Genomic DNA, 12759 nt, shown 5'->3' on the forward strand with positions numbered 1-12759 from the left:
CGGCGCGTGATCGCTCGGTAGAGGCACCTTTCGGCAGGGGTACCGGGTCATCTTGTAACCGGAACCTCGTGTGCGGTCTGCCCAATGCCGCGCGGATTCGCTAGCGTCAAACCATGTCGAACGTCGCTAAGTCTGCCGAGGATGCCGCGCACCAGGTGCAACGGCAGCCTGCCTACCGCGCCCTCGTCAAGGTCGGCGTGGTCGCCTACGGCCTCATGCACCTCGTCATCGCCTGGCTCGCCCTGCGCGTCGCGTTCGGCGACCACAACGCCGATGCTTCGAACACCGGCGCACTCAAGGAGCTCGCCCAGACGCCGCTCGGTGGCATGCTGCTCTGGATCGTTGGCGTCGGCTTCATCGCGCTCGTCGTGTGGCAGCTCGTCGCCGGGTTCGTCGGCTACCGCGAGTTCGATGGCGGCAAGCGCCTGCGCAAGCGACTCGGCGCGTTCGCGCGGGCGGTGCTCTACGCGGTGCTCGCGGCCTCGTCGATCGCCACCGCGATCGGTGGCGGGTCGGGCGGTGGGGGAGGCGGCGAGGAATCGCTCACCTCGCGGCTCATGTCGATGCCGTTCGGGCCCTGGCTCGTCGTGGCGATCGGGCTCGGCATCGTCGCCGTCGGTGTTGCGCAGATCGTGAAGGGCGTCTCGGGCAAGTTCAACGAGGAACTCGAGACCGAGCTCACCGGCACGCCCCGCTGGCTGGCCGGCGCCGGCTGGATCGCGAAGGGCGTCGCGATTTCGCTCATCGGCGGCCTGTTCGTCGCCGCGGCGATCGCCCATGACCCCGAGGAGGCGGGCGGCATGGACGAGGCGCTCACTGCGCTCACGCAGCAGCCCTTCGGCGTCGCACTGCTCGTCGTCCTCGCGGTCGGCATCGGCTGCTTCGCTTTCTGGTGCTGGCACCTGCTGCGCCACGCGAAGCACGCGTAACTCCGTTCGCCTGCCGCGAGCGCACGCTGCGCTTGGGCGGTGAACAAGGGGCGAACAAGCGAGTGGGGGAATAGATGCGCGCCGTCGCGCATTGCATTCCTTCGGGCCGCAGCGTCGGTCCGACCCTTCCCCCTGACTTTTAGGAGCACATCCGTGACCACCATCGGTTACATCGTCGGCAGCCTCTCGAGCACGTCCATCAACCGCGCCCTCGTCGAGGCGATCGCGAAGCTCGCGCCCGAGGGCGTCGAGTTCCGTGAGATCGAAATCAAGAACCTGCCGTTCTACTCGGAGGACCTTGAGGCCGACTTCCCGCAGGTCGCAACCGACTTCAAGCAGGCGATTGCTGACGTCGACGGCGTGCTCATCGCGACACCCGAGTACAGCCGCTCGATTCCCGGTGTGCTGAAGAACGCGTTCGACTGGTCGACCCGCCCCTACGGCAACATGTCGTTCAGCGGCCGCCCCGTCGCGGTCATCGGTGCCTCGGGCGGCCCCATCTCGACCGCGGCGGCGCAGCAACACCTGCGCGCGATCATGGGCCACTTCAACGCGATCGTCATGGGTCAGCCCGAGGGCATGATCCAGATGACTCCAGGCCTCATCAACGAGCACGGCGAGATCACGAACGATGGCACCAAGGAGTTCCTGACCGCCTACCTCGGCGCATTCATCTCGCTCATCGAGCGCGTGCAGAAGGCGAACGCCTAGGCGCCTCCTCGACACGGCGACGGCCCGCGGTGATTCGCGGGCCGTCGCCGTTTTCGGTGCATTCTGGTTGGACTTGTGGGTGCACGACGGGAATACTGGTCGGAGTCGACAGGAGCCCCATGAGCCACGCGAATTCGTCTGCGACGACCGCCGCCATCCCGCGCTGGCTGAGGGTGATCCTTCCCGCCGCGATCATCCTGCTCTGGTTACTCGGGGCGAGCATCGGAGGCCCGTACTTCGGCAAAGTGAGCGAGGTCTCGTCGAACGACCAAACCGCCTACCTACCCGACTCAGCCGACGCAACGCGGGTGCAGCAGCTTGCGAGCGGCTTCACCGACGACGACGTGCTGCCGGCGGTGGTCGTGTTCACGTCGTCCACCGAGTTGGATGCGCAGCAGCTCGACACTCTTGAGGCCGCGGTGGCCGACTTGTCGCAGCTCGACGCGGTGCCCGACGACATTTCGCCGCTGATACCCTCCGACGACGGCCTCGCGGCGCAGGCATTCGTACCGATCTCGGCCGACGCCGAGATCGGTGACGTCGTGGCCGAACTCTCCGAGCGGCTCGAGGCCGCCGCGCCCGCGGGAGTCACGGCCTACGTCACCGGCCCGGCCGGGTTTACAGCCGACCTCAGCGCGGCGTTCTCGGGCATCGACGGCGTGCTGCTGCTCGTGGCGCTCCTCGCCGTCTTCGTGATCCTCATCGTCGTCTACCGCTCGCTCCTGCTGCCGATCGCGGTGCTTGCGACGAGCGTGTTTGCGCTCACGGTCGCCCTGCTCACCGTCTGGTGGCTCGCGAAGGCAGGCGTGCTGCTGCTGAGCGGCCAGACCCAGGGCATCCTGTTCATCCTCGTCATCGGCGCCGCGACCGACTATTCGCTGCTCTATGTCTCGCGCTTCCGCGAAGAGCTGCGCCACACGAACGACAAATGGCGGGCCACCAAGAACTCGCTGCGCGGCGCGTTCGAGCCGATCCTGGCCTCGGGTGGCACCGTCATCGCGGGCCTGCTCTGCCTGCTGCTCAGCGACCTCAAGTCGAACAGCACGCTCGGCCCGGTTGCCGCGATCGGCATCGCCTTCGCCATGCTCGCAGCGCTCACGCTGCTGCCGGCCGTGCTCTACGCGTTCGGGCGCGCGGCATTCTGGCCGCGCCGACCGAAGTACGAGCCGGTGCACGCCGCGGGCGCCGACGCCGCGGCGAGCGAGGCCGTGACCGGCGGGTGGGCCGGCCTCGGCCGCCGCATCCAGCGCCGACCGCGGGCGGTCTGGATCGTCACCTCGCTCGTGCTGCTCGCCGGCGCGCTCGGCGTGACCCAGCTGCAGGCGCACGGCGTGCCGCAGTCCGACCTCGTGCTCGTGAGCTCGGATGCGCGCGACGGCCAGACCGCGCTCGGCGAGCACTTCCCGGGTGGTTCGGGCAGCCCCGTGAACGTCATCGTCGACGCCGACTCGCTGCAGCAGGCAGCCGACGTGCTGCTCGACCGCGACGGCATCGCGAGCGTCACCGTCGCGAGCGGCGACAGCGCATCCGGCTCGGCGACCGTGACGGCCGACGGCATCTCCGCAGCGGGCCCACCCGGCACCCCAACGCCCGAGCCGACGGTCGTCGACGGCCACGTGCTGCTCCAGGGCACGCTCACCGACGCGCCCGACTCGGCCGCCGCCGAGACCACCGTGACCGAGGTGCGCGCCGCCTACGCCGACGCGGGCCTCGACGCGCTCGTCGGCGGCGTCACCGCGACGGCCATCGACACGAACGCCGCATCGATTCACGACCGCAACCTCATCATCCCCGCGGTGCTCGTGGTGATCCTGCTCATCCTCATGCTGCTGCTGCGGTCAGTGCTCGCGCCGGTGTTGCTCGTGCTCACGACCGTGCTGTCGTTCTTCGCCGCGCTCGGCGTCGCGGCGCTCGTGTTTAACGGGGTGTTCCAGTTCCCGGGTGCCGACGCCGCCGTGCCGCTTTACGGCTTCGTGTTCCTCGTCGCGCTCGGCATCGACTACAACATCTTCCTCATGACGCGCGTGCGCGAGGAGACGCTGCGGGTCGGCACCCGCGCGGGCATCCTGCGGGGACTCGCGGCCACGGGCGGCGTCATCACCTCGGCTGGCCTCGTGCTCGCGGCGACGTTCGCGGCGCTCGCCGTCATCCCCATCCTCTTCCTCGCCCAAATCGCGTTCATCGTGGCGTTCGGAGTTCTGCTCGATACCTTCTTGGTACGCGCCGTGCTCGTGCCTGCGCTCTTCACTGACGTAGGCCGCGCCATCTGGTGGCCCTCGAAACTCGCTCGGAAGGAAGACCAATGATGGATCGGTACGTAATCGCGGGCGCATCCGGGCTGATCGGGCGGGCGCTCACCGAGTCGCTGCAGCGCGACGGCGCAACCGTCGTTCGGCTCGTGCGCCGGCCGACCGAGTCGCCCGACGAGGTGCAGTGGCTGGCGAACTTCGAGCCACTCGACCCGAGCATTCTGGCCGGCAGCAAGGCCGTCATTAACCTCTGCGGCGCGAGCATCGGCCGCCTGCCATGGACGCCGGCCTACGCGACCGAACTGCGGCGCTCGCGGCTGCGCCCGACCCGCGTGCTTGCCGACGCGCTGCGCGCCCTCGGTAAGGAGGCGCCGGCGTTCGTCTCATCCTCGGCCGTCGGCTTCTACGGCGACCAGCCGGGCGCCACCCTCGACGAACGGGGCGCGCCCGGTGACACGTACCTCGCGCGGCTCTGCGCGCAGTGGGAGGCGGCGGCCCTGCTCGCGGGGCCGGATGCGCGGGTCGCGCTGCTGCGCACGGCGCCGCTCGTGCACGCCGACGGCGTGCTCAAGCCGCTGCTCACGCTGACGAAGCTCGGGGTGAGCGGGCCGCTCGGCGGCGGGCATCAGGTCATGCCGTGGATCTCGCTCGACGACGAGGTGCGGGCGATTCGCCACATCATCGACGAGGGGCTCACCGGCCCCGTGAATCTCACCGGCCCGACCCTGGCGACCTCGAACGACCTCGGGCGCGCCCTCGCGCAGCGGCTGCGGCGACCCTACTTGCTGCCGGTGCCGAAGTGGGGCCTGCGGACGGCACTCGGGCGCCGGGCCGCGGACTCGCTGCTGCTTGCCGACGCGGCCGTGCAGCCAACCCGGCTTGTCGAGAGTGGGTTCGAGTTCGAGCATCCGACGGTGGCGGATGCGGTGGCCGCGGCGGTGCCCGCGCGCGGCTAGGTCGCTACTCGCGCGTGCGGCCGTCGAGCGCCCACGCCGTCGCCATCACGACGAGCCCCGCGAGCGGGACGACGAGCAGGGCGAGCCGGAGCGAGGCATGGTCGGCGACGAAGCCGACGAGCGGCGGCGAGAGCAGGAAGCCGAGGCGCAGCAGCCACGACACGAGCGTGAGGCCGGTGCCGGGGCGGAAGCCGGGCAGCTCATCCGCCCGGTGCATCGCCGCCGGGATGAGCGTGGCGACGCCGAAGCCGGCCGCCGCGAAGCCCGCGATCGTGCCGGGCACGCTCGGGAACCAGAGCGCGAGGCCCATGCCGACGAACGCGACGGCGCCGCCCGCGAAGGCGACGGTGCGCTGCCCGAAGCGGTCGGTGAGGGGGTCGCCGATGATGCGGCCGACGAACTGCGCGCCGACGAGCGCGATGAAGCCGAGCGCGGCCAGCGACTCGGGCGCCCCGAGCGAGTCCGAGAGGTAGAGCGCGGCCCACGACGAACCCGCGTCCTCGACCGTCGCACCGGCGATCGCAATGAGTACGAGCATGAGCAGCGTCACGTAGATGCGCGGGCCCGGGCGGGCCGCAGGCGCGGGAACGACCTCGACGCCCTGCGTATCCAGTTCAACCTCGGTGTCACGGCCCGGTAAGAGATAGCGGTAGGCGATGAGCGCGACGGTTGCGAACAGCACCACTGAGATGCCGAGGTGCAGCGCGAGCGGTACGTGCAGCGCGATCGCGGCGGCCGACATCGCGCCGCCGATCACCGAGCCGATCGACCAGATCGCGTGGAAGCTGTTGATGATCGACTTGCCGTAGCGGCGCTGCACCCGCAGACCGTGTGTGTTCTGCGCAACGTCGGTGACCGCATCCATCGCTCCGCCGAAGGCGAGCGCCGCGACGAACAGCGCGAGCGTCGGCGACGCGCCGGCGGCGAGCACGCCGAGCCCCGTCGCGACCGTGCCAGCGACCGCGAGCTTGCCCGAGCCGAAGCGGCGGATGAGCGCGCCCGCCGCGAGGCCCGCGAGGATCGCGCCGAGGGGATACGCGATGACCGCGAGGCCGTAGACCGCATTGTCGAGGCCGAGCTGCGCCTTGATCTCGGGGAAGCGGGGCACGATGTTCGCGAAGATCGCTCCGTTCGTGAGGAAAAGGGCGCCGACCGCGCGCCGGGCTCGAGCGTCCTCGGGGAGCGGGGCGGCGGGGCTCAACGACATGCTCGCGATCGTATCGTTCGGGAGTTTCGGTGCGCCCCCGGTGGGCTCGAAAACGTTGAGGCAACATCGACCCAGGCGGCGTACCCTGACGCCCAAATCCCTGACGAGAGAAAGGTACGACCATGTCTATCGACCCCATCTCCGTGCCACTGCCGAACGTCGACGTGCCGACGCACGTGCCCGATGTCGTCAGCGACCCCGCCGAGAACATCGAGCCGGGCTCCGACTGGGCCGACGAGGGCGGCGCCGTCGAGAAGGGCCACGACGACGACTGAGCTGGGCTGCGGTTGACGCTTAGGTGAGCAGCGTCGCGAGCGCCTCATCGGTGGCGGCGACGGCCTCGCGGTCGAAGGTGCTCGAGCTCACGAGCAGGCCCTCGGCGCCGGTGCGCGCGACGATTTCCTTGAGCCGCTCGGCGACCTCGTCGGCCGTGCCCGCGATGCCGCGCCGCACCTGTTGGGCGATTTCCTGTTGCTGCTTCGCGCCGGCGGCCGCGCGTCGGCGGTGCACCTCGTCGACCGGTTGCAGGGCGCGGAACTCGCCGACGTTGCGCGAGTCGGCGAGCGCCCACGCCTCCGGGAGGAGCAGCTCGCGGGCGCGCTCGCGGGTTACGGCCACCATGACGTCGACGTTCGCGACCAGCCGCGGCTCGGGCGCCGCTTCGCTCGGTACATAGCTGTTGCGGTAGCGCTCGAGCGCCTCGGCGTTGTTGAGCAGCGAACCGCCGACGATGGCGGGCAGGCCGAGTTCAGCCGCGAGCTTGAGGCCGCCGCGAATCGCGAGCAGATAGATCGGCGGGGCGGCGACCCGCGGCATCGTGCGCACCGGCCCCTCGTCGCGGAGGAAGCCGCGCACCTGCGCGATCTCGTCGCGATACTCTTCGTCGCTCACGCGCATCCGGCCGAGCGCCTCGCGCACCGCGGGGATGAAGCCGAGCGAGCCGCCGAGCCCGAGGTCGACGCGGCCCGGATGCAGGGCTTCGAGCAGCGCCGCGTGCTCGGCGATGAGGAGCGGGCGGTGGTTCGGCACCATGATGCCGCCGGTGCCGAGGCGGATGCGCCGGGTGCGCGCGCCGATTGATGCGAGTAGCAGGCCCGGGGTCGCGCTCGCGATGCCGGGCACGCTGTGATGTTCGGCGACCCAGAAACCGTGAAACCCGAGCTCGTCGGCGCGCACGGCCCGCTCGACCGTGGCCGCGACGGCCTGCGCATCCGTTTCGCCGACGCGCGTGCGCGTGCGGTCGAGCAGCGAGATCTGCATGGGTTCCTTTCGCCGAGCTCCTCAGATGACAACGGAGATGGAGCGGTGAAATTCCGCATGGCGTCGCGCCAGTTTGGGCGTCGAGGCTCCGTGTCGGATGCTCGTCGTATGTTGGCACGGCAGCATCCAGCGAACACGAGAGGGCATGTGCGTATGTCGAACTCTGCAGCGCCGCGAACCCAAGTCATTGTCGTCGGCAGCGTCAACGTCGACCTCACCGCGACGGGCACGCCGGTGCCGAGCGCGGGCGAGACCCGCACCGGCGACCACTTCGCCATGGGGCTTGGCGGCAAGGGGGCGAACCAGGCCGTCGCGGCCGCACGGGCGGGGGCGTCGACGAAGTTCGTCGGCTGCGTCGGCGACGACACCTTCGCCGTCGTCGCGATCCACGCACTGCGCGAGGCGGGCGTCTCCCTCGGCGAGCTGCACGAGGTCGACGGCACGACCGGCGTCGCGCACATTCGCGTCGACGCGGCGAGCGGCGACAACTCGATCTTTGTGATTCCAGGGGCGAACGCCGCCCTCACCCCCGAGCGGGCGGTCGCGAGTCTGCGGGCGGTCGCCAGCGAGGCTGTCGTCGTGCTGCTGCAGCTCGAGGTGCCGCTCGAGACGGTCGTCGCCGTTGCGGCCGCGGCCGGCGAGCTCGGCCTACGGGTCGTGCTCGACCCCGCGCCCGCGCGCGAGCTGCCCGCGTCGCTCTGGCACGACGTCGAGGTGGTCACCCCGAACGAGCACGAGGCCGGCCTGCTCTCGGGCATTGAGGTGACCGACGACGCCTCGGCCGAGCGCGCGGGGCGCTGGTTCCTCGAGCGGGGTGCCAGTGTCGCCCTCATTACGCGCGGGGCGGCCGGCGCGAGTCTCGTCACGAGCGTCGAGGTCGGGCACCTCCGCGCGGCCGCAGTCGACGCCGTCGACACGACCGCGGCCGGCGACTCGTTCGCGGGCCACCTCGGCGCCGCGCTCGCGGCGGGCGCCGAACTGCGCGTGGCCGTCACGCGAGCACTCGCGGCCGGTTCGCTCGCGGCGACGCGACCCGGCGCATCCGAGTCGATTCCGACGCGCGACGAGGTCGATCGCGAACTCGCGGCGCGACGCTAGCGGCCATCCAGGCTGCGCGTACTCGCCGCTCCTACACTGGCCCCGAGCGATGGGAGGCCGAATGGTCGAGCAGAATTCCAACGAACCCAAGGGCCGCGGACGCCCCCGCCTGAGCCTCGGCATCAGCCGCATCCAGCGCACGTTCGCCGACCCCCGCCGGGCCGACGCGTCGAACCCCTCGTACGTCGAGTGGCTCAAGCGGCACTCGATGCTCGGCGACGCGAACGTCATGGCGCGCGGGCTGTCGGGCCAGGCGAGCATGTGGCGCAACGCCTACGCCGTGCCCGACGCGCGCCGCGCACTCGACCAGGCGTCGGTGTGGTTCACGACCTACCCGAGCGCGATGATCACGAAGCCGGGGGAGTCGTTCCTCGCGACCCTCGGCAACGAGGAGCTGTGGCAGGCGTTCGCGCGCATCGGCATCGGCGCGATTCACACGGGCCCGACGAAGATCGCCGGCGGCATCGTCGGCTGGCAGACGAGCCCGAGCGTCGACGGTCAGTTCGACCGCATCTCGACCCGCGTCGACGGCGCGTTCGGCACCGAGGCCGAGTTCCAGCGCCTCACCGACCGGGCCGAGGAGTACGGCGGCATCGTCATCGACGACATCGTTCCCGGCCACACCGGCAAGGGCGCCGACTTCCGCCTCGCCGAGATGGGGTACAAGGAGTACCCGGGCATCTTCCACATGGTGAACATCCCCGAGGAGTTCTGGCACCTGCTGCCCGAGGTGTCCGAGGGGGAGGACTCGGCGAACCTCAGCCCCTCGGCCGAGGCCTCGCTCGCGCGCGAGGGCCTCATCATCGGCTCGCTGCAGCGCGTCATCTTCTACCAGCCCGGCGTAAAAGAGACGAACTGGAGCGCGACGGGCGAGGTGCTCGGCGTCGACGGCGTCACGCGCCGCTGGGTCTACCTGCACTACTTCAAGGCCGGGCAGCCCACCATCAACTGGCTCGACCCCACGTTTGCCGGCATGCGCCTCGTCATCGGCGACGCGCTGCACTCGCTCGGCGACCTCGGGGCGACCGCCCTGCGTCTCGACGCGAACGGCTTCCTCGCCGCCGAGCGCTCGGTCGACGGGCGGCCGGCGTGGTCAGAGGGGCACCCGCTCTCGCACGCCGCGAACCAGTTCATCGGCAGCATGATTCGCAAGGTCGGCGGCTTCTCGTTTCAGGAGCTCAACCTCACGGTCGAAGACATCCGCGACTCGGGCGCGGCCGGCGCCGACCTCTCGTACGACTTCATCACCCGGCCCGCGTACCAGCACGCGCTGCTCACCGGCGACACCGAGTTCCTGCGCCTGACGCTGCGCACCTCGCTCGAGTACGGCGTCGAGCCCGCGAGCCTGATTCACGGCATGCAGAACCACGACGAGCTCACCTACGAGCTCGTGCACTGGACCTCACGCCACGGCGCCGACACCTACATCTTCCGCGACCAGGAGGTCGCGGGTGCCTCGATCGCGGCGACCGTGCGGCACGAGCTCACCGAGAAGCTCACCGGCGGCGAAATCGACTACAACCTCGTGTTCACGACGAATGGCATCGCTTGCACGAGCGCGACCGTCGTCGCCGCGGCCCTCGGCGTGCAGCGGCTCGACGACATCGACGACGAGCTCGCGGCGCGCATCCGCAAGGGTCATCTGCTGCTCGCGAAGTACAACGCGTGGCAGCCGGGCGCGTTCGCGCTCTCGGCGTGGGATGTGCTCGGCGCGCTCACCGTGCCGCAGCAGGCGGTCGACGAGCTGATCGCGGGCGGCGACACCCGCTGGATCGAGCGCGGCGCCGTCGACATCATGAACTCGAACCCCGAGGCCAAGGCGTCCGACGCGGGGCTGCCGCGCGCCCGCACGCTCTACGATTCGATCCCCGATCAGCTCGACGACGACGCGTCGTTCCTCAGCGAACTCGCGCGGGTCATCCACGTGCGCGAGCAGCACCGCCTGCCCCAGGCGAGCCAGGTCGATGTGCCCGAGGTGTCGCATCCGGGCCTGCTGGTGCTCGTGCACCGGCTCGACGAGGGCAACCCGAACCAGCTCGACGCGCAGATGCAGGTGACGGTGCTCAACTTCTCGAACGAGCCGGTGTTCGGCATCGTGCGCTCGGACGAGCTGCCGGCACGACGGCTGGTGACGGATGCGGTGAGCCGTGAGGTCATCGGCCGCGTCGACGACCTGCAGAGTTTCCCGGTGCAGATCGGGCCGATGGAGGGCCTGTTCCTGCTCATCGGTGGCGACGAGACGCCGACGTCAGCGATTCCGGTCGTGACGTCGGCGATGCTCGCCGAGCGGGGTGGGCAGGCTGGCTGAGGCTAGGCCTGGTGCGGCACGACGACGGCGCGGCCCGAGAGCTTGCCGTCGTGGAGATCGTGGTAGGCCTGCAGCGCGTCGGCCATCGCATAGCGCGTCACCTCGGGCTTGATCTGGCCGTTGCGGTAGAGCTCGGCCACCTCATAGAGCTCCTCGATCGTGCCCCAGTAGGTGTTCGTGAGCTCGGCCTCGTAGGGGTTCGAGTAGAACGACCAGCTCACCTCGCCGCCGGCGATGCCGACGATCGTGATGCGGCCGCGGCGCGCGACGACCTGCTGGGCCGTCTCGATAGTCGGCTTGACACCGACGAAGTCGAACACCGCATCCACGCCCTTGCCGCCGGTGAGATCGCGGATGCGCTCGACCTGCCCCTCGCCGCCGGGCACCGTGACGGCGCCGTTGTGCTCGGCCTCGGCCATCGCCTCGGGCTTCATGTCGGTCGCGATGACGGTGGCGCCGGTGATGGCGCGGAGGATCTGCACGGCCACCTGACCGAGGCCGCCGAGGCCGATGACGAGCGCGGTCTTGCCGCCGCCCGCGAGCTTCGGGAGCGCGAGCTTGATGGCGTGGTACGGGGTGAGGCCGGCGTCCGAGAGCGGCGCGGCGTCGATGGGGTCGGCGTCGCCGAGCGGCACGAGGTTGCGGGCCGGCACGACGAGGTATTCGGCCATGCCGCCGTCGCGACCGAGGCCCGACGCGAGGTAGGGCATCGTGGCGACGTTGTCGCAGTATGTGTCTTGCCCGCGGCTGCACGCGGCGCAGTGGCCGCAGCCGATGGGGCCGTAGACGAGGTAGGCGTCGCCCTTCGTGAAGCCGGTGACGCCCTCGCCGACCTCTTCGACCCAGCCGGAGTTCTCGTGGCCGAGCGTGAATTCGGGCTGCATCATGCGGGCGACGGGGAAGTCGGCGTCGTAGTCGCTGAAGACGGCGACGTCGGAGTGGCAGGCGCCCGCGCCGGCCACCTTGAGCAGCACCTCGCCGGGGCCGGGCGTCGGCTTCTCGATGTCCTTGAGTTCGGGGAATGTTTTCCAGTTCGTGAAGCGAACTGCCTTCATGATTTCCTCCTGGGGGACCGCGCCGGGTTCCCGCCTGGAACCGCGTGGGCGTGGCGTTCACGACAAGTGTAGGTCTCGGAATCTGAATGATTTCGCACGGTCAGGGTTGCAAGTTAGGCTTACCTAATATGACTACCGCGAACACACAGCAACCCCGCAAGGCCAAGCCGCAGACGGTGCTCGAGGTGGTGCGCACCACCCGGCTCAACGACTGGATGCAGCGGGTCACGGTCGGCGGCCCGGGCTTCGCCGACTTCGTGCCGAATGACTCGACCGACGCCTACGTGAAGCTTGTGTTCGTGAAGCCCGAGCTCGGCCTCACGCCGCCGTACGACATGGCGGTGCTGCGCGAAGAACTCGACCCTGACGACCGCCCGATCACACGCACCTACACGATCCGCTCGATCGACGCCGAAGCGGGCACACTCGACATCGACTTCGTCATCCACGGGGAGGAGGGCTACGCCGGCCCGTGGGCGGCGAAGGCCCAGCCCGGCGACCAGCTCGTCTTGCTCGGCCCCGGCGGTGGCTACGCGCCAGACGCAGCGGCCGACTTCCACCTGCTCGTCGGTGACTCGTCGGCGTTGCCCGCCATCGCGGCGGCGCTCGAGAGCCTGCCGGCCGACGCCCGCGGCCTCGCGATCGTCGCGCTCGACCACGAGGCGGAGCGCCAGGAGGTCGCGCATCCGGCCGGGGTCGAGCTCGTCTGGCACGTTGAGGCGGGCACCGCGGCCGACACTGAGCGCCTTGCCGGTCTCGTGACCGCGCGCGAGTGGCCCGAGGGCGACGTGCAGGTGTTCGCGCACGGCGAGCGCGAGACGATCAAGGCGCTACGCCGCGTGTTCCGCGAGCGCGAGGTGCCGCGCGAGCGCCTCTCGATCTCGGGCTACTGGGCCCTCGGCCGCACCGAGGATCGCTTCCAAGCCGAGAAGCGCGAGCCGATCGGGAAGATCGACTAGCGGGCTGGTGGGTGGCCACCGCATCCG

General features: G+C 70.3%; 11 protein-coding genes. 8 read left to right on the plus strand and 3 right to left on the minus strand.

All coding sequences use genetic code 11. From position 1 onward, the window contains the following. Window positions 1–113 precede the first annotated feature (113 nt). From M3M28_RS02310 to M3M28_RS02325, 4 genes are all read left to right on the plus strand, one after another. Window positions 114–929 carry a DUF1206 domain-containing protein gene (locus tag M3M28_RS02310; RefSeq protein ID WP_249387245.1) on the plus strand — a complete coding sequence of 272 codons (816 nt, stop codon included), beginning with the start codon at window positions 114–116 and terminating at the stop codon, window positions 927–929. A 153-nt stretch (window positions 930–1082) separates the two neighbouring features. Further along, complete coding sequence (locus M3M28_RS02315; protein ID WP_249387246.1) at window positions 1083–1640, plus strand: NADPH-dependent FMN reductase; 558 nt, start codon at window positions 1083–1085, stop codon at window positions 1638–1640. Between the two features lie 119 nt (window positions 1641–1759). Next, complete coding sequence (locus M3M28_RS02320; protein WP_249387247.1) at window positions 1760–3946, plus strand: MMPL family transporter; 2187 nt, start codon at window positions 1760–1762, stop codon at window positions 3944–3946. Continuing rightward, window positions 3943–4845: a TIGR01777 family oxidoreductase gene (locus M3M28_RS02325; RefSeq protein ID WP_249387248.1), complete on the plus strand. Its 903-nt coding sequence runs from the start codon at window positions 3943–3945 to the stop codon at window positions 4843–4845. The genes M3M28_RS02320 and M3M28_RS02325 overlap by 4 nt, the downstream gene beginning before the upstream one ends. Before the next feature lie 4 nt (window positions 4846–4849). On the opposite strand, the gene M3M28_RS02330 is transcribed toward M3M28_RS02325, so the two are convergent. After that, entirely contained in the window at window positions 4850–6052 is a 1203-nt protein-coding gene (locus tag M3M28_RS02330) for an MFS transporter (protein ID WP_249387249.1), read from the minus strand. A gap of 122 nt (window positions 6053–6174) precedes the next feature. On the opposite strand from M3M28_RS02330, the gene M3M28_RS02335 reads away from it, so the two are divergent. After that, entirely contained in the window at window positions 6175–6327 is a 153-nt protein-coding gene (locus tag M3M28_RS02335) for a hypothetical protein (protein ID WP_249387250.1), read from the plus strand. A gap of 19 nt (window positions 6328–6346) precedes the next feature. Here M3M28_RS02335 and M3M28_RS02340 read toward each other — a convergent pair whose 3' ends face one another. Next, window positions 6347–7312, minus strand: a complete 966-nt coding sequence (locus tag M3M28_RS02340) for an MsnO8 family LLM class oxidoreductase (RefSeq protein WP_249387251.1) — start codon at window positions 7310–7312, stop codon at window positions 6347–6349. 153 nt (window positions 7313–7465) lie between these two features. Between M3M28_RS02340 and M3M28_RS02345 the strand changes: the two genes are divergently transcribed. Next, window positions 7466–8410 (plus strand): ribokinase, encoded by a 945-nt coding sequence (locus tag M3M28_RS02345; protein ID WP_249387252.1) that lies wholly within the window; start codon window positions 7466–7468, stop codon window positions 8408–8410. 61 nt (window positions 8411–8471) lie between these two features. Next, a complete protein-coding gene (treS, locus tag M3M28_RS02350) occupies window positions 8472–10718 on the plus strand; it encodes a maltose alpha-D-glucosyltransferase (RefSeq protein ID WP_249387253.1) in 2247 nt (748 codons plus the stop codon). A gap of 2 nt (window positions 10719–10720) precedes the next feature. On the opposite strand, the gene M3M28_RS02355 is transcribed toward treS, so the two are convergent. Continuing rightward, window positions 10721–11773 carry an NAD(P)-dependent alcohol dehydrogenase gene (locus tag M3M28_RS02355; protein WP_249387254.1) on the minus strand — a complete coding sequence of 351 codons (1053 nt, stop codon included), beginning with the start codon at window positions 11771–11773 and terminating at the stop codon, window positions 10721–10723. A 128-nt stretch (window positions 11774–11901) separates the two neighbouring features. Here M3M28_RS02355 and M3M28_RS02360 point away from each other — a divergent pair, with 128 nt between their 5' ends. Continuing rightward, window positions 11902–12732 carry a siderophore-interacting protein gene (locus M3M28_RS02360; RefSeq protein WP_249387255.1) on the plus strand — a complete coding sequence of 277 codons (831 nt, stop codon included), beginning with the start codon at window positions 11902–11904 and terminating at the stop codon, window positions 12730–12732. Window positions 12733–12759 lie beyond the last annotated feature (27 nt).

The organism is Gulosibacter sediminis (assembly GCF_023370115.1).
Taxonomy (GTDB): Bacteria; Actinomycetota; Actinomycetes; order Actinomycetales; family Microbacteriaceae; genus Gulosibacter; species Gulosibacter sediminis_A.